The sequence below is a fragment of the Vagococcus silagei genome, from assembly GCF_004795745.1.
In the GTDB taxonomy this organism is placed as follows: Bacteria; Bacillota; Bacilli; order Lactobacillales; family Vagococcaceae; genus Vagococcus; species Vagococcus silagei.
The window spans coordinates 1-18080 of sequence record NZ_SDGV01000045.1 but is presented as its reverse complement, the minus strand read 5'-3'; the positions used below and the strand labels follow the sequence as shown (position 1 = coordinate 18080).

Sequence of the window (18080 nt, the reverse complement as noted above, 5' to 3'; positions counted from 1 at the left end):
TAAATTGCTAGCGAATTTTATCCACTAAATTGAAGTTGCTTTTACTTGTAGTAAAAACACCCTACACATTTGGTTCGTCTTACTTTGTTCAGTTTTCAAAGGTCTAGTTCTTGTTGACTTAACAACTTTCATATTATAACATCGGAAGTTTTAAATGTCAACTCTTTTTTTGAAATTGTTTTTCCTGAAATCCTTAAAAAGATAAGATTCAGAAGCAACTTATACACAATATCATTTCACGAAATGAAAGTCAAGAGTTTTTATAAGATAACATGTCGTCATGCGACAACGTAGACTACTATATCAATTATTCATCTTAGCGTCAATAGCTTTTTTTACATTTATCTAGTAACTACGTTTTTTAAAATAACTCAAGGTAATCCTATTATATAGTAGATAAAAAAATTTCATCTCAGATTACCTTCGAGTTTTCTTAATTGTTTTCAAGCTTTTTTTGACAATCTGGACAGATGCCATAAAGCTCTAAGCGATGATCATTAATAATAAATCCAGTTAACTGTTCTGTTGCTGACTCTACATCATCCAATCCTGGATAGAATACATCTTCAACTTTACCACACTCTTCACAAATAGCATGATAGTGTTTAGTTGATGTAAAATCAAAACGACTTGATGAATCACCGTACGCCATTTCAGTGACAAAACCAATATCAGTAAATAAACGTAAATTATTATAGACAGTGGCAACGCTCATGTTAGGGAAACGTTCTTCTAAATGTTTATAAATTTCATCTGCGGTCGGATGACTCTTACTCACAACTAAGTATTCTAAAATAGCAAAGCGTTGAGGCGTAATGCGAATATCAGATTCTTTCATCTTTTTAACTGCTTCTTGTACAACTTGATTAGCCATTATTCATCTTCCTTGCTTTTAATTTTTATATACTCACTATTCTTATCAAATAATGATTGTCAAATTATAATACGCTACCATTCTACTATTTTAAACCATTTAATTCAAGATAGTTATTGTGATTTTTCTAACAAGTATACTAATTTAGAATTATTTTAATTTATTTGATCGTTCTTTTCCTTCTATAAAAATGAGATAGAAAAACAAACACGCGACACCAATACTCAATGCTACATCTGCTACATTAAAAATTGGAAATCGAATAAATTCAGTTTGAAACATGTCAACCACATAGTTTAAACGCACGCGATCAATAAAGTTTCCAATGGTTCCACCGATGATTAAACTTAGCCCAACTGTTAACCATTTTGAATTATTTCTGTTTTTATAGAGCATATATGGAAAAACAGTTAAGGCGATAATTGTAATGAGTACAAAGAACCATAGCTTCCCTTCTAAAATACTCCATGCTGCTCCTTCATTTTTAATAAATGTTAATGTCATTATTGGATTTTGGCCAATTGTTTCTCCTAAAGAAATATTTTGAACGACCCACCATTTGACTAATTGATCTAAAACTACACTGATTAATATTACAAGTCCATATAAAATCATCATGACTCTCCTTATTTTTTGTAAACTATTATTAAAAATAGTATATAGCAAAAAACTCAAAGTAAAAAGTTTTTAATCGCTTTCTTTTTAAAAAAAACTTCCCATAGTTGTTTGACCTAGTACATAATTGAACGTATAATGAATATAATTAACAGCTTACTATTGGAGGTATGTAAAATGAAAACAGGAACTGTCAAGTGGTTTGATGTAAAAAAAGGTTATGGCTTCATTGTATATGATTTAGATGAAGAGATATTTGTTCATTTTACAAATATTCAACAAGAAGGTTTTAAGACACTTTTCGAAGGTCAAAATGTCCTATTCGATGTTCGTGAGGGCGCGCGAGGACTTCAAGCTGCTAATGTTCAAGTCGTTCAACAAGAAAATTAAAAATAAACAAAATAAAAAAGCCTTAGACTTGATAAGTCTTAGGCTTTTTTATATCTTGCCAAACATTTCGCCGGTAAATTGCGGCTCATTTTTCAAGCTCTCAGAAAAGGCTTTTTTTGATGGCGGAAACATAATATATGAATACTCTTTTTCATCAGTAATAATGGTTACTCCGTATTTTCCAATCAAAATCTTTTCAATTACGGATAAATCAATCAAATATTGGTTCTTTTTCAGGATTGCTGATACTCTTAATTGTTCATTTGTTAAAATCATGCGACGTTTCAAACCTAAATATACAAATATCACAAACAAAATAAACATTAGAACAATAAAAACAGTAATTTTACCACGCTCTTCTAGCAAACCGATAATTCCTAAGAAAAGCAAAATGCTAGTCCAAGACCAATAGATGACACTTGCCGCCAACTCTGGCTGATATCTAAAAACTTGAATTTTACTTGAACTCATATAAACCCTCTCTTTACTTGTTCATACACAGTGATATTATCTTACCATATCTAAATTAAATATAAAATGAAAAAGGTGAAACTATGATAAAAATTTACATTGATGCTGCTTATAATCCCAGAAACAATAAAAGCGGCGGTGGAATCGTAATTGTCAATACGGATAAAAAAGAACAACAGCAACTAAAAATCGCTCTCCAAGCTGGAGATAATCACACCGCTGAATTCAAAGTCATGGACTATATCTTACAAGAACTAGCTAACCAAAAACTTTTTAATGAAATGATTATGATCCATTCAGACAGTAAAATTGTCATCCAGTCCATTGAAAAAAGATATGCCCAAAACGACACGTTTAAAGACATCCTTGCCGCAATCTTACAAAAAGCTGATCAGTTTTCATTACTATTTTTTAATTGGATAGCCGAAAAAGAAAATCGCGGTGCTGACCAACTTGCAAAGCAAGCTTTAATGTTAGACTAATCAAATTTTAAGTGAATAGAACAAAAAAGTAGACTTTGCTATAATCAAATTATAATTGCTTTTTCGAATAAAGCAAAATATATCTAAGCTATATGATTCTTTGTTATTGGAAACATTTAAGCTTATGCGAAGAGGTGAAAAATTGGCATTTTCAAAATGGACATACAAAAGATTAAAACGCTCTGGACATCGTTTTGTTACTCGTCATTTATCAAGTGTCCAAGTCATCTTTCTTTATTATCTATTGATGACATTTGTAACTTTTATTTTGCTCAGCATGCCATTTTTCCAAAAAGAGAATGTCGATGTTTACTGGGCAGACACGCTATTTATGGCAATCAGTACTGTCAGCGTTACCGGACTGAGTACTTTTAACATTAATGATATTTACAATGAATATGGGATTGTTCTACTTGAAATCATGTTTCAAATTGGGAGTTTGGGAATCATGATGATTTCAACTTTCTTTGTGATCCTTTCTCATAAAAAAATATCATTGCGGCGAAGACAACTTATCATGACTGATATGAATCAACCAAAATTAAGCGGTACGATTCGATTAATCAAAAGTACCGTTTTTACTTTGTTACTTCTGCAATTGATTTTTGGTATCATTTTTTCAATTCGATTCTATTTTACTGAAATCCATGCAGGTTGGGTAAAATCAATTTTTAATGGCTTTTATCAATCCATCTCTGCAGTAACCAACTCAGGTTTTGATGTGACGGGTCACTCCGCTACGCTATATGAAAATGATTATTTTTCAATTTTTGCCCTTATTTTTCTGATTATGATTGGTGGTATCGGCTTCCCAGTAATTATGGAAGTCAAAGAATGGATTACTTTTAAGAAGACTCCTGAGATTCATCACTTTAGATTTTCACTTTTTACAAAACTGGCCGTTAGCAGTTATCTGATTCTTTTCATATTTGGATCTCTGTTCATCTTTTTCTTAGAAAACCACCATCTGTTCAGTGACATGCCAACATTCGAAAAAATTGTTAATTCGATGTTTTATTCTGCTACAACTAGAAATGCAGGTTTACAACTACATGATATCCACCAATTCCAGACCCCAACCTTACTGCTATTTTCAATGTTAATGTTTATTGGTTGTAGTCCAAGTTCTGTTGGTGGGGGTGTTCGAACGACTACTGTCGCAATTGTTGGTTTATATATGCTCTCGTTTATTAAAGGTGAACAAAATGTATCAATTTTTGGACGTCGTATCAGGGAAGATGATATTAGAAAAGCTGTTGTTGTCTTCAACCTTTCTTTTGCAATGTGCTTCCTTGCGGTTATGGTTTTAGCGATTACGGAGAATCATGATTTAATTTCAATTATTGTTGAAGTCACGTCAGCTTTCGGAACAACGGGACTCTCACTTGGCATTACTTCTGATTTATCAATGATTGGTAAAATTATTATTGGTTGCTTAATGTTTATTGGACGAATCGGAATGCTCTATACCCTAATGATTTTTGTTCCAAAAGAACGCCAAGATCATGGGTATGTTTTCCCTTCAGAAAAGATTATCATTGGTTAATTCAACAACTTTTTAAATTTTTTTTAGTTTTTATATTTGCCCTTCATTTTTTAACAATTTTTAAAAAGAATTGTGGTATGATGAGTAAGTTAATGATGACGTAGGAGGAAAAAATATGAGTATTCGCAGTGGATTTGCTACTTTTGCTGGAAAATCCAGTCTATGGTTTTTAAAAACCTTTTTTAATGGAGGGAGTAGCTTACCTGGGAAAATTGCTTTAAAACTTGATCCTAATATTTTAGCTTCACTTTCAAAAGATTATCATGTAATTGTCGTAACAGGGACCAATGGAAAAACCCTAACTACTGCTCTTACAGTAAATATATTAGAACAAGAATTTGGTGATGTCTTAACAAATACAACTGGAGCAAACATGCTTCAAGGAATTGTTTCAACTTTTTTATCACGTAAAAAAAATAAAAACAAAGAAAATTTCGCTGTTTTAGAAATTGATGAAGCGAGTGTCAGTAAAGTGACTGAATTTCTTAAGCCTGAACTTTTCCTATTTACAAATATTTTTAGAGATCAAATGGATCGTTATGGTGAAATCTATACAACCTATCAACTAATCGTCGAAGGTGCAAAAAAAGCGCCTGAAGCAACAATTCTGATGAATGGAGATTTACCAATCTTTAATTCTATTAATACTGAGAATCCAAGAGAATACTTTGGTTTTAATCATAAATCTGATGAAGAACAAATGGCACATTACAATACTGACGGCATTCTTTGTCCGCATTGTGAACATATTTTACATTATAAAATGATTACTTATAGTAACTTAGGTAAGTACTATTGTCCAAATTGTAATTTTGAACGTCCTGAACTTAAAGTTGAGTTAAATGAAGTCATAGAAATGACAAATACTTCTTCAACCTTCACAATTGATCAAGAAGATTACAAATTAGAAGTAGGCGGCATGTACAATATTTATAACGCACTAGCTGCGACAGCTGTTGCTAAGCATTATCACGTGGCCCCTGAAAAAATTCGCAAAGGGCTTGCGTATGATGAAAAAGTATTCGGTCGCCAAGAAGTTATTAAAATCGGGGATAAAAAATGTACCTTAGTCCTTGTAAAAAATCCTGTTGGTCTAAATCAAGTCGTCGATACAATGAAATTAGCACCTTATCCGTTCTCACTTGTCGCGTTATTGAATAATAATTATGCTGACGGTATTGATATTAGTTGGATTTGGGATAGTCAACTTGAAGAGTTGGCTACACTACCAATTCCTACAATTATCACCGGTGGTATTCGTCGTCAAGACATGACCTTGCGCTTAAAGGTTGCTGGCTTTGATGATACACCAATCAGTGAAACCGAAGTATTGACTGATGTCATTGACCAAATTAAAAATGTACCTACTGATGATGTTTATATTCTTGCAACATACACTGCTGTTTTAGAGCTACGTAAAGAATTGATTCAACAAGGATACATTAAGGAGGACGTCGCTCATGACTAATGATAAAATTAGAGTTTGTCACCTTTATGGTAACTTGCTAAATACATATGGTGACAATGGTAACTTACTAATTCTTGAATATTTTGCTAAAAAAAGAGGCCTTGATTTTGATATTCAACTTGTTAGCATTTATGAAGATTTTAATGCTGATAACTTTGATTTTGTTTTCTTTGGTGGCGGACAAGATTATGAACAACAGATTGTATCACGGGATATTCAAAGTAAAAAAGAAGCCCTCATTCACTACATCGAAAATGATGGTGTCTTCTTAGCTATCTGCGGTGGTTTTCAACTACTTGGTGAATACTATATTAGTGCTAAAGGTGAAAAAATCGAAGGTATTCATGCCTTACCTCATTACACAGTGAGTCAAGATAACAACCGCTTCATCGGCGAAGTCGAAATTTTCAATCAAGAATTCAATGAAACGTATTATGGTTTTGAAAATCATAATGGTATGACTTATCTTGGCGAAGGTGAACGACCACTCGGACAAGTTAAAGTGGGTTACGGCAATAACGGTAAAGACCAAACAGAAGGCGTCATCTATAAAAATGTTATCGGTTCATATTTCCATGGTCCACTACTATCTCGCAATGAGAATTTGACACACCGTATCTTAGATATGATTGTGGCTCAAAAAGCTAAAGTATAAAAATAGCGACGGTTTAGTTTCACTTTATTAGTGATACTAAATCGTCTTTTTTCATTAAAATGCTGAAATCATTTTTTAACTATATTCTAATATGATATACTTGTATTAGTTTTGATATATCTATTGAAGAGAAAGTTGGACAAAACATGAAAATTGGAATCCCAAAAGAAATTAAAAACAATGAAAATCGTGTGGCCTTAACACCACAATTTGTAAAAAACTTCACTGAAAATCAGCATCAAATTATTGTCGAAACAAATGCTGGGGCAGGCTCTGGATTTGATGATGAATTATATGAAAAAATGGGTGCTACTATAGTAAAAACAGCAAAAGAAGCATGGGATGTCGAAATGGTCCTAAAAGTAAAAGAACCGCTTCCTTCAGAGTATGCTTATTTTAAACCCGGTCTTATCCTATTTACATATTTACATCTTGCACCGCAAACGGAATTAACATCCGCTTTAGTTGACGCTGAAGTTACAGCAATTGGATACGAAGCGGTTCAAATGGAAGATGGTAGCTTACCACTTCTAAATCCTATGTCAGAAATTGCTGGACGAATGGCTCCGCAAACTGGTGCCTTCTTCTTACAAAAAACAAATGGTGGTTCAGGTGTATTACTACCTTCTGTTCCAGGTGTTGAAAAAGGGACTATCGTCATTATTGGTGGTGGTACGGCGGGTGCCAACGCGGCTAAAGTTGCGATTGGTTTAGGTGCTAAAGTTAGAATTTTAGATGTTAATCCAAAACGATTAGCGCAACTTGAAGATATTTTCGGCAACTCAATCGAAACAATAATGTCAAACCCTTATAATATTGAACAATCTGTTAAAATGGCCGACTTAGTCATTGGTGCTGTTCTAATACCAGGTCGTCGGACACCAAAACTCGTAACAAACGAGATGATTAAACAAATGCATCCTGGTTCGGTCTTACTGGATATTGCCATTGACCAAGGTGGTATTTTTGAATCAAGCGATCAAGTAACTGATCATGATGATCCAATCTATATAAAACATGGTATCGTTCATTATGCAGTATCAAATATGCCAGGTGCCGTTCCAAGAACTTCTACACTTGCCTTAACAAATAATACGTTACCTTTTATTACTGAATTAGCAAATAAAGGATTCAAGCAGGCAGTATCTGATAACCACGCTCTTTATCGTGGTGTCAATACACATGGCGGTCAGTTAACATATGAAAATGTTGCCATTGATCAAAATCGTTCTTGGACTGAATTAAGTACCCTATTCAACTAATTAAAAAGCATGACAAAACGCAATGTTTTGTCATGCTTATTTTATTTATTTTTTGTTCCTGGAGTTGATGCAATAATTTGAACATCACCTTCAATCTTCCATGAAGAAATTGTTGCTGGTATGATAAAGTGATCACCTTTCTTAACTTCATAAGCTTTATTGTCATCTTCAAGATAAAGATAACCAAAACCATTTAGCACACTTGCATTTGTATAAGTTGATGTTTGTTTAAATTTCATAATACCTGACACAATCCAATCATAAACGTTAAAATAGTCAGATTCAATAAACGTTGACACGCTTGATTCTCCTTGATTGGTTTGCTTAATCCCTAAAATCGGATTTATATGTGGCACAGTTGTCACATCAATCGATTCTTGTAAGTGTAAGTCACGATGATTACCTTCAGCATCCACACGGTCATAATCGTAAACACGATATGTAGTATCACTACTTTGTTGTGTCTCTAAAATCATAATGCCTTTGCCAATTGCATGAATGGTTCCACTTGGCACAAAATAAAAATCACCTGCTTTGACAGGCACACGCGTTAATAGTTGTTCCCATTTTCCCTCATCAATTAATTGCTTCAATTCTTCTTTAGAAGTCGCCGTATGCCCATAGATAATCTCAGCACCTGGTTCCGCATCAATCACATACCAACATTCAGTTTTTCCTAACTCACCTGCATGCATTTTTCCGTAGTCATCATCTGGATGAACCTGTACAGATAAGTCATCAGCAGCATCTAATATTTTAATTAATAGTGGGAAAACCTCTTCTTTGGAATTGCCAAACAGTTCTGGCTGTTGTTGCCACAATTCGTCTAGTTTAACACCTTTAAACTGACCAGACTTAACTGACGATACACCATGAGGATGAGCACTAATTGCCCAACATTCCCCTATCTTATCATTAGGTAAATCATATTCAAATTTTTGATGTAATTTTTGTCCACCCCAAATTTTTTCTTGAAAAACAGGTTCTAAAAAGATTGGTTCTTTCATTTTACAGTCACCTCGGTATTTTCTCTTTGTCATTATATCACTTCGGCACATCATTCTCCAAAAAGATTTGAATCAATTGATCACGTTTAGTTAAATATGTTGCTCGTTGATCAGTAGGGTGAACTCGATTAGACAGAAAAACGAAAGCTTGGTGATCAATTGGATCGATTAAGACAAAGGTCCCTGTATAGCCAGTATGATAAAGCCATGTTTTACTATCTGTTACAATCAAGTTCCAACCAAGTGAACGGTTAAATTTTTGCGTTGGTGAATAATCAATTAGTAAATTAAGAATGGTCTCTTCCTTTAAGAACTGAGTACCATCTGGCAAAATACCACATTGCATCATCATATTACTAAATTTAATTGTATCGTCTAGTGTACTAAATAACCCCGCACTACCACAGTGTTCTCTTAAAACAAAAGCCTTTGGATCATGGGTTTCACCACAAATTATACCACGTTTATCTGTCATTTCCGTGGGCGCCGTTCGCTTACTTTCAGAAGTTACAAACGTTGTCTTCTTCATGTCTAATGGTTCGATTACCTCATTCCTAAAAACATTATCCAAAGAATCTTGATATATTTTTTCAATTAAAAAACCTAATAAAATCGTACCTGTGTCAGTGTATGAACAGACTAAACCACGCTCATCACTTGACTTAAGTTGCAAAATTGCTTCTTTTAGAGCCTTTTGATTAAGCATATCTCGGTTTTTAATATAGGGATTAATTGCGGATGTATGTGTTAATAAGTGTCGTATTGTAACATTTTGATCAATGAATTCAGGTAAATAATAGTGTAATGATTGGTCAATTGATAATTCACTTGTTTCAATTAGTTTTAACAAAACAGTATTAGTCATCATTACTTTTGTTAAAGACGCCATATCGTATTTAAGCTGAGAATCTATTGGAACGATACTAGGTAGAACTTGTTTAAATCCCTGAAATCGTTTTTCAACTTGTCGACCCTTTAAATATGCGTATGAAGCACCTGGCAATATCCTGTCTTGAATTAATTTTTCAATGTATATATCTGTTTGTCGTTGCATTGTTTTGTCCTTTATTTTTAATTTTACAATTTATATTTTAACATAAATGATTTTAACCACCAAAATCCTAAGTTTTATTATTCCAACTAAAAATCAATACTTCTGGAAAACAAAAATAAAATAGACTACACTAAAGATAACACTAACAAAGATGAGAAAAAAATCAAATGCCTATTTTTTTCAAATCCACAATAGCACCTACCCCATGATGATTGAAAGTATAAGAAATAAGTGGCCTCAAGTCGCCATCAATCGAGCTCAAGGGTATCCTTATTATCATTGGCTCCAAACTGAATCCAGTTCTGGTGAAGTTTGGCTTGATAATCAAAAATTGTCCTTCAAAAAGGCGAAGGTATCATGATTGCACCTTTTGTGCCTCACGCCTATTTTCCGATAAAAAAATGGACAACTCAATTTGTCACTTTTCAAGCAGAAGCAGATCTGAATATATTTACTTTGTCTCAAATTAAAACATTTGCATGTGCTAAAGATTCAGATTATTTTTCTTATTCTGGTTGGATTGAAAAGACAATCACAGATCATCTCGAAAACAAAACGGATGATCTGCTTTTATCTAACCAATGCTATCACTTTTTACTTAGTTTGAACCAACAAAAAAATAAAAAAAATGATGTCAATCATCCCTTGTATCAACAATTTGTTATCCCGACACTCGCTGAAATTGACACGAGCTATGCTCACGATTTATCGATCAATGAGCTGGCAGAAAAATTATATATATCTAGTCAATATTTAAACAGACTTTTCGTGCTCTTTTTGAATCAAAGTCCCTATCAATATCTCACGATGATTAGGTTAAATCATGCCAAACAGCAATTGATTTCGACACCGGAAAGCGACATTCAAACAATTGCCAATCAAGTTGGTTTTAATTCTGCCAGTCAGTTCACCCAATTGTTTAAGCAAAAAACAAATCTGACGCCAAAACAATTCCGAGAGCTTTTCTTTGCAAACCAAAAAAATTCTTCAAACCTTTAAACGAGGCTTGAAGAATTTTTTAATTAACACGGAATTTTTTCAAAAACCATAAACCACATTTGAATCCCATTTGGATCTGTCAAGCCTATGATTTTCTTTCCTTTGTTAAAATAGACTGCTAAATTTTTATCTTCTAAATGTTCTTTCAATTGTAATAAACTCTCAAAAGAAGGTACTTTAAAAGTGATATGATCGACACCTAGGTCCTCATCTTCAATATAATGATCGCCCATTGTTGGTGACCACGCACTTAATGCGATTTGATGATGATATTCATTTAATGTTAGATAATGTGCATTAATAAAGTCATCGTCTTTCAACTCAAAACCCAATGTTTTAGTATAGAAATCATAACTTTCATCTAAATCATCCACAGAAAGATGAATACTTCCTAATTTCGTATCTTCTGGAACACCAGTATACTCACCATAGCCAGCGCCCATCATACGATACAAATCCAATTCTTTCGTAACACCATCAATTTTACCATCTAATAATGGCCATTGATCTTTAGGTCGATCCCAACTAAATGATAATCGATTACCTTCTGGGTCTGTGATATATATAGCTTCACAGTATCCATGATCGCTTGTGCCATCAATTGGATAATTCATTTGTAATAAATGGTGAACAAAACTTGCAAGTTGAAAACGCTCAGGAAATACATAGGCAATATGATTTAATCCTGTTCGATTATTGGAGCCCTCTTCACCTTCTGGTAAATAGATTAAACCTAATAATTTACTTTTCTTGCTTCCAATCCCCATTATGGCCATGTCATTCTCTTCGTTAATAAGATCTAATCCAACGACCCTTTGATAAAACCCAACCATTTTATCGATGTCTTTTACTTTAATCGCTATTGATGCTAACTGTATTTTAGGATCTAACGAAAAGTTCTCCATATCGTAACTTCCTCCCATAAAAAATTTCATCTCAATACATTCCCACACATTGTAACATTTTTTAGGCGAACAAACTAATGAAAACTTTTCTCATTCCTATTCTTTAATCGTAGTTTAAGCTTCCAGTGCATCTGAAAATTGGCTATTGTATAAATCTGCATAAAAGTCATTTTGACTCATTAACTCATCATGATTACCAATTTCAACGATATCGCCTTCATTCATAACCATAATCTTATCTGCATCACGAATGGTTGACAGACGATGGGCAACAACAAAACTCGTGCGATTCTCGAGAAGATTTTCCATCGCTTTTTGAATTAAAATTTCAGTCCGCGTATCCACACTAGAAGTTGCTTCATCAAGAATTAATACATCTGGATTAACAAGGAAAGCACGCGCAATCGTGATTAACTGTCTTTGTCCTTGCGAAATATTTGATGCCTCTTCGTTTAATTCTGTTTGATAACCTTCCGGTAAGCGACGAACAAAATCGTCAACATGTGCGGCTTTGGCAGCTGCATAAACTTCCTCTTCTGTTGCATCTAAACGACCATAATGGATGTTGTCATAGATACTACCTGTAAAGAGCCATGTATCTTGAAGAACCATTGAAAAATGTTCTCTTAATTCATCACGTTTTAAGTTTCGTGTTTCTTGTTTATTATAGAATATAAAACCTGAATTAATATCATAGAAACGTTCAAGTAAATTAATCATCGTTGTCTTACCCGCTCCAGTTGGCCCGACAATCGCAACTTTTTGACCATCTTGAACTTCAAAATTAACTTTTTTCATTAAAAGTGACTCTTCTGAATATCCAAAGGCAACATCCTTAAAGATAATTTTTGCATCTGATTGAGGTGCAAGGACATCGACTTTCTCGTCTTGCATTTCGGCTTCATCTAAGACTTCGAAAATACGTTCTGCTGAAGCAATTGTTGCTTGAATTGTATTAATGATACTTGCTAACTGGCTGATAGGTTGTGAGAATTGAGTTGTATATTGCATAAACGCTTGTACGTCACCAATTGCCATTTGACCATGGGCAACTTGAATGCCACCAATAACTGCAACCATGATATAACCAATATTCTTAATAAAATCCATTAAGGGCATAATAATTGTTGAAATGAATTGTGCTTTCCAACTCGCTTGATATAAGACTTCATTTTCCTGCTCAAAGTTCGCAATATCAGCTTCTTCATGATTAAAACTTTTAGTCACAATATGGGCGCCATAAGTTTCTTCAACCTTATCATTTAAAAGACCTAAACTTTTTTGTTGTTTACTAAAGAATTTTTGTGATTTTGGAGCAACAAACATAATCACAATTAAACTTAACGGAATCGTTAACAAAGCGACAATACTTAATTTCCAACTAATTGAAAACATCATGATTAAGATTCCAACTAGCATCACAACACTCGTTAAAAATTGTGTCACACCTTGTTGTAGAGTCGTTGCAATATTATCCATATCATTAATTGCGCGTGACATAATATCCCCATTTGAATGAGTATCGAAATATGAAACAGGTAACCGATTCATTTTTTGATTAAATTCAAGACGTAACTGATACACAATCCTTTGCGTCACGCGTGTCATAATAAACTGTTGAATAAAACTAAATAGCGCAGCAGCAGCATAGAGCGCTAATACAATTAACAATAATTTTCCAATTCGATCAAAATCTATCGGAATTTTCCCGACTACTTCACCATTTTGAATCATTTCTTTTGCCTTCATGAACCCTTCAAAAATAGTTGTCGTAGCTTTACCTAATATTTTAGGTGTCACGATTTGAAAGATTGTTGCCGCGATGGCAAGGACAATCACAATCATCACAAGGTGGATTTTATCCATCATATAACTTAAGAGGCGCTTCAAAGTTTTCGACATATTCTTCGGTTTATCTTTTTTGGCGTTCATACCGCCATGTCCTGGTCGTCCACTCATTAAATTTCCTCCTCTCTCATTTGAGACTCAATAATTTCTTGATACGTTGTATTCGTTGTTTTCAGTTCCTGATGTGTGCCTCGGCCAACCATTTGACCTTCATCAAGTACGATAATCGTGTCCGCTTCAACAACGGTACTAATTCTTTGTGCCACAATAACGATGACGGCATCGGTAATATTTTCTTTCAAAGCTTTTCTTAGCAATGCATCTGTTTTAAAATCAAGGGCTGAGAAAGAATCATCAAAAACGTAAATACTTGCGGGTTTGATTAAGGCGCGAGCGATACAAAGACGTTGCCGTTGACCACCTGAAAAGTTTCCTCCACCCTGCTCGACCGTACTCTCTAAACCTTCTGGTAAGTCTGCAACAAATTTCTTAGCTTGAGCTATCTCTAGTGCGTGCCATATCTCTTCATCAGTTGCATTTGGATTTCCATAAAGCATATTCGAACGAATTGTCCCAGAAAAAAGAACTGCTTTTTGAGGAATATAACCTATTGAATCACGTAATTCATTTTGGTCAATCATGCGGACATCAACCGTGTTAACACTCACCATACCGGATTCTACATCATAGAAACGCGGAATTAAGTTGATCATTGTTGATTTACCTGATCCAGTTCCGCCAATAATTGCCACCGTTTCACCAGCACCGGCTTCAAAATCAATACCTTCAATGGCTAATTTTTCAGCACCACGATATCGCATACTAACATTTTGGAAAGCTAAACTATTTGTGCTATCAAATTTTTGTGCTTCTTTTGGATCTTCAATTTCATTTTTTAGATTTAGAATCTCATTGATACGATTTGCTGAGACTTGTGCACGAGGTACGAACACAAGGATCATTGTGAGTAACATAAAACTCATTAGAATTTGCATTGCATAAGTTGTGAAAGCCATCATGTCGCCAACTTGAATCACACCATCGGCAACAGAATGGCCACCAAACCAAATTATCGCAACATTTGTCAAACTAATGATTAATGTAATCACAGGTGTCATAACCGCTAAAATCGTATTCACTTTAATTGCTGTATTTGTATAGTCTAAGTTAGCACCATCAAAGCGATTTTCTTCAAATTTTGTGCGATTAAAGGCACGAATGACCCGAACCCCATTTAAACTCTCACGAAAAATCAAGTTCAAGTTATCCGTCTTTTTCTGTAAGCTTTTAAATAATGGAATGGCAAAGTACATTGCAACCCCGATCACGACTAACAATACTGGCACAACGACAAAGAAAATACGCGTCAAACCTGGATCCTTATGATAGGCAAGATAGCTAGCACCAATCAACATAATCGGCGCATTTAATATCATTCGCAAACATAATTGAACAAACATTTGAATTTGGTTAACATCATTTGTCGTTCTTGTAATTAATGATGCCGTCCCAACTGTGTCAAATTCACTATTTGATGAATATTCAACTTTTTTATAAATATCAGAACGCAATTTACGCCCGACTTTCTGACCTTGGCGAGTCGCGATAAATGTATTGATTAATGAACCACTAATCCCAATTAAAGAGATCAATAACATTTGCTTGCCAATTTTCCAAATATAATCAATATCGCCCTTAGCGACACCATTATTGATTATATCCGATGTTAAGGTTGGCAAATATAAATCCGCCATCACTTGAATGCCCATAAAAAGCATTGCTAAAATAAAAGCAACCAGTGAAATTCGTTTAATCATTTTAGTCATCTAATCTTTCACTCCCTTCAATACTCCAAATTTTAACCAATTTAGTTTCTTTTTAAAACTAGCTTTAACCTTCTCTGTATCGACACTTCCTGAAATCATCTCATCACGAAAACCTTCATTTATCGAGACAAAAATAATACTGGAAACCATCCTAAACAGAACAATGAAATCATCATAACTATCAACATTGATTAAGTTGTGATTCAAATGTTTATACAAACTTTCAAAAGTTGCTTTTTGGATATGATGTTTTTGTTCTTTCATTGATTTAAGTCTTTCTTCAGAAAAAACTTTGTGCGATACACGATAATCCATATAGACAAGCAAGTTTTTAAGAAACTTCGCATTTTTACCGTGATAAACCTCTTCCACAAATTGATCAAAAAACAGTTCAAAAGCTGTCACTAAATCCCCATGATTCTCTTGATATAGCGTATCAAATATTTCTTCTAATTCATTTTGAGTCAGCATCACACAATATAAAAAGAGATCTTCTTTATCTTCAAAATATTGATAAAAACTGCCCCGTGCGATTCCCGCAGTTTTGATGATATTTGAGATTGCCGCATCATGAAAAGAGTTTAACGAAAATTCTAATCGCGCAGCTTCCATAATTTTATTTTTCTTTTCTTCATTCAATCTAAAAAACCTTTCCGTTGGCATTACGCTACTCCTTCCTAAAAAATGACATGGTGTCATTATATATGACACTGTGTCACATTGCAAATAAAAGGCTATTAACTTCATAAAAAATTCAAAAAATTATTCTTTTCGATTAAAATCACGTATACTGAAATCTGGATTAAAAATTAAGGGAGAAAAGACCGATGACAAACGAACTAGTTGATATTACAATAATAGGTGGGGGACCTGCTGGTTTATTTGCTGCATTTTATGCTGGAATGCGCCAAGCAAAAACAAAAATTATCGATAGTCTACCAGAACTAGGGGGACAATTAGCGATTCTCTACCCAGAAAAATACATATATGATGTAGCTGGATTTCCAAAAGTTAAGGCACAAGACCTTGTAGATGCTCTTATCAAACAAATTGAACCGTTTGAGCACACGATTTGTCTTGAAGAAAATGCTTTAGCAATCACGAAAAATGCAGACCATACGTTTACCATAGAAACAAATAAAGGCACACATCAAACAAAAGCAATTATTATTGCAGCCGGAAACGGTTCATTTCAGCCACGACGACTAAATCTTGAAAATGCCGACCTTTTAGAAGGGAATCAATTACATTACTATATTAAAGATATGACGCACTTTGAGGGACAAGATATTGTGATTTGTGGTGGTGGCGATTCTGCCGTTGATTGGGCTTTAATGCTCGAATCTTATGCAAAATCCGTTACTTTGATTCACCGTCGACCTGAGTTTAGAGCACATGAATATAGTATCAAAAAATTAAAAGAGTCAACTGTAAAAATCAAAACACCATATGTCATTGATGAATTACTTTTAAATAATGACAAATTGAGTGAAATTCAGATAAAAAATCCCCGTGAGGAACTCGAAGAAAAATTGACTGCCGATCATTTAATTGTAAACTATGGCTTCTCTTCTTCTATCGGACCAATAAAAAAATGGGGACTTGATTTAAAAGGCTCTTCAATTACAGTGCAACCAAATATGGAAACCTCAATGGAGGGAATTTTTGCCATTGGCGACATCGCAATGTATCCTGGAAAAGTAGAATTGATTGCAACGGGATTTGGGGAAGCTCCCACAGCAGTAAATCATGCGATTCACTTTATAAATCCCAAAGAAAGAATCCAACCAATGCATAGTACAAGTTTATATGCCCAAGAATAAATAAGAAATGTAGGTGTCAAAATGATTGTTAAACAAGAATCATTAGAAGAAAGCGCAAGAAAGTATTTAATTGAACGTGGTGTTGAAATTAAAGATATCGCTGAATTAGTCTATTTTTTACAAAAAGACTACGCTAAAGGTTTAACCATTGAAACCTGTGCAGAAAACGTTGAGGCTGTTTTAACAAAACGAGAAGTTCACAACGCTATTTTAACTGGTATTCAACTTGATATTTTGGCTGAAGAAGGAAAAATGATTCAACCCTTACAAGAAATCATTCAAAAAGATGAAGGTCTATACGGTGTTGATGAAATTCTAGCCCTATCAATCGTCAACGTATACGGCTCAATTGGCTTTACAAATTACGGCTATATTGACAAAGTAAAACCGGGAATCCTAAAAGATCTTAATGATCACAATTCTGGAAACGTCAATACATTCCTAGACGACATCGTCGGTGCCATCGCCGCAGCCGCAGCCAGCCGCCTAGCCCACTCAATCCCTGAAAAATAAAGTGGTGAAGAAAGCGGTTAGGGGCGAGCAGTAAGATAAGCATACAAAACTTACGGTTTTTGTAAGATTTGGATGATTAGCTTACTGCCGAGCCCTTGCTTTCAGAACCCGGATTAAATAGAGTGGTGACGCGAACGGTTTGAGCTGAGCAGTAAGGCGAGCCTGATAATTTGACGCTTTTTATCATAATTTTAGGATTGACTTAATGCTGATTCCCTGCCTTCTGAATCATGATTAAATAATGTAATACAAAAAAGTTGAAACCGACTTATCACGTCGGTTTCAACTTTTTTATATACTTTGTTTCAAACTTTTTTTACCTTTCGTTTGTCAAATTAAGCT

18 protein-coding genes are annotated in these 18080 nt (G+C 34.2%); 9 read left to right on the top strand and 9 right to left on the bottom strand.

Going from position 1 to position 18080, the window contains the following annotated elements; genetic code table 11:
* Nucleotides 1-433: 433 nt before the first annotated feature.
* Both ESZ54_RS12350 and lspA read right to left on the bottom strand, forming a co-directional pair.
* Nucleotides 434-874 carry a Fur family transcriptional regulator gene (locus ESZ54_RS12350; RefSeq protein ID WP_136137955.1) on the bottom strand — a complete coding sequence of 147 codons (441 nt, stop codon included), beginning with the start codon at nt 872-874 and terminating at the stop codon, nt 434-436.
* 150 nt (nt 875-1024) lie between these two features.
* On the bottom strand, nt 1025-1492 hold the full coding sequence (gene lspA, locus ESZ54_RS12345; RefSeq protein WP_136137954.1) for a signal peptidase II: 468 nt from the start codon (nt 1490-1492) through the stop codon (nt 1025-1027).
* A gap of 174 nt (nt 1493-1666) precedes the next feature.
* Here lspA and ESZ54_RS12340 point away from each other — a divergent pair, with 174 nt between their 5' ends.
* On the top strand, nt 1667-1879 hold the full coding sequence (locus ESZ54_RS12340; RefSeq protein WP_136137953.1) for a cold-shock protein: 213 nt from the start codon (nt 1667-1669) through the stop codon (nt 1877-1879).
* A 48-nt stretch (nt 1880-1927) separates the two neighbouring features.
* On the opposite strand, the gene ESZ54_RS12335 is transcribed toward ESZ54_RS12340, so the two are convergent.
* Nucleotides 1928-2350 carry an EbsA family protein gene (locus ESZ54_RS12335; protein ID WP_136137952.1) on the bottom strand — a complete coding sequence of 141 codons (423 nt, stop codon included), beginning with the start codon at nt 2348-2350 and terminating at the stop codon, nt 1928-1930.
* Nucleotides 2351-2433: 83 nt separating this feature from the next.
* On the opposite strand from ESZ54_RS12335, the gene ESZ54_RS12330 reads away from it, so the two are divergent.
* From ESZ54_RS12330 to ald, 5 genes are all read left to right on the top strand, one after another.
* Nucleotides 2434-2832 (top strand): ribonuclease HI family protein, encoded by a 399-nt coding sequence (locus ESZ54_RS12330; RefSeq protein WP_136137951.1) that lies wholly within the window; start codon nt 2434-2436, stop codon nt 2830-2832.
* A 142-nt stretch (nt 2833-2974) separates the two neighbouring features.
* Nucleotides 2975-4378 carry a TrkH family potassium uptake protein gene (locus tag ESZ54_RS12325; RefSeq protein WP_239433816.1) on the top strand — a complete coding sequence of 468 codons (1404 nt, stop codon included), beginning with the start codon at nt 2975-2977 and terminating at the stop codon, nt 4376-4378.
* A 115-nt stretch (nt 4379-4493) separates the two neighbouring features.
* The gene (locus ESZ54_RS12320; protein WP_136137949.1) at nt 4494-5846 is read left to right on the top strand and encodes a Mur ligase family protein; all 1353 of its coding nucleotides are present in this window, start codon (nt 4494-4496) and stop codon (nt 5844-5846) included.
* On the top strand, nt 5839-6501 hold the full coding sequence (locus tag ESZ54_RS12315) for a type 1 glutamine amidotransferase (RefSeq protein WP_136137948.1): 663 nt from the start codon (nt 5839-5841) through the stop codon (nt 6499-6501). Before ESZ54_RS12320 ends, ESZ54_RS12315 begins: the two co-directional genes overlap by 8 nt.
* Before the next feature lie 146 nt (nt 6502-6647).
* Nucleotides 6648-7763 carry an alanine dehydrogenase gene (ald, locus tag ESZ54_RS12310; RefSeq protein ID WP_136137947.1) on the top strand — a complete coding sequence of 372 codons (1116 nt, stop codon included), beginning with the start codon at nt 6648-6650 and terminating at the stop codon, nt 7761-7763.
* Between the two features lie 41 nt (nt 7764-7804).
* Here the strand turns inward: ald and manA are convergent, their stop codons facing one another.
* On the bottom strand, nt 7805-8770 hold the full coding sequence (gene manA / locus ESZ54_RS12305; RefSeq protein WP_136137956.1) for a mannose-6-phosphate isomerase, class I: 966 nt from the start codon (nt 8768-8770) through the stop codon (nt 7805-7807).
* 37 nt (nt 8771-8807) lie between these two features.
* A complete protein-coding gene (locus ESZ54_RS12300; RefSeq protein ID WP_136137946.1) occupies nt 8808-9824 on the bottom strand; it encodes a serine hydrolase domain-containing protein in 1017 nt (338 codons plus the stop codon).
* A 357-nt stretch (nt 9825-10181) separates the two neighbouring features.
* Between ESZ54_RS12300 and ESZ54_RS12295 the strand changes: the two genes are divergently transcribed.
* Nucleotides 10182-10823 (top strand): helix-turn-helix transcriptional regulator, encoded by a 642-nt coding sequence (locus tag ESZ54_RS12295; RefSeq protein WP_136137945.1) that lies wholly within the window; start codon nt 10182-10184, stop codon nt 10821-10823.
* 23 nt (nt 10824-10846) lie between these two features.
* Here the strand turns inward: ESZ54_RS12295 and ESZ54_RS12290 are convergent, their stop codons facing one another.
* The 4 genes from ESZ54_RS12290 to ESZ54_RS12275 all read right to left on the bottom strand — a co-directional run bounded on the left by ESZ54_RS12290 (nt 10847) and on the right by ESZ54_RS12275 (nt 16065).
* Nucleotides 10847-11728 (bottom strand): VOC family protein, encoded by an 882-nt coding sequence (locus ESZ54_RS12290; RefSeq protein ID WP_162615194.1) that lies wholly within the window; start codon nt 11726-11728, stop codon nt 10847-10849.
* Nucleotides 11729-11842: 114 nt separating this feature from the next.
* Nucleotides 11843-13687, bottom strand: coding sequence for an ABC transporter ATP-binding protein (locus ESZ54_RS12285; protein WP_136137943.1), 1845 nt, complete (start codon nt 13685-13687; stop codon nt 11843-11845).
* Entirely contained in the window at nt 13687-15402 is a 1716-nt protein-coding gene (locus tag ESZ54_RS12280; RefSeq protein ID WP_136137942.1) for an ABC transporter ATP-binding protein, read from the bottom strand. Before ESZ54_RS12280 ends, ESZ54_RS12285 begins: the two co-directional genes overlap by 1 nt.
* On the bottom strand, nt 15403-16065 hold the full coding sequence (locus ESZ54_RS12275; RefSeq protein WP_162615193.1) for a TetR/AcrR family transcriptional regulator: 663 nt from the start codon (nt 16063-16065) through the stop codon (nt 15403-15405). It lies immediately after the preceding gene.
* A gap of 164 nt (nt 16066-16229) precedes the next feature.
* Between ESZ54_RS12275 and ESZ54_RS12270 the strand changes: the two genes are divergently transcribed.
* Nucleotides 16230-17225 (top strand): NAD(P)/FAD-dependent oxidoreductase, encoded by a 996-nt coding sequence (locus ESZ54_RS12270; protein ID WP_136137940.1) that lies wholly within the window; start codon nt 16230-16232, stop codon nt 17223-17225.
* 21 nt (nt 17226-17246) lie between these two features.
* Entirely contained in the window at nt 17247-17738 is a 492-nt protein-coding gene (locus ESZ54_RS12265; protein ID WP_136137939.1) for a phosphatidylglycerophosphatase A family protein, read from the top strand.
* The last annotated feature ends 342 nt before the right edge of the window (nt 17739-18080 follow it).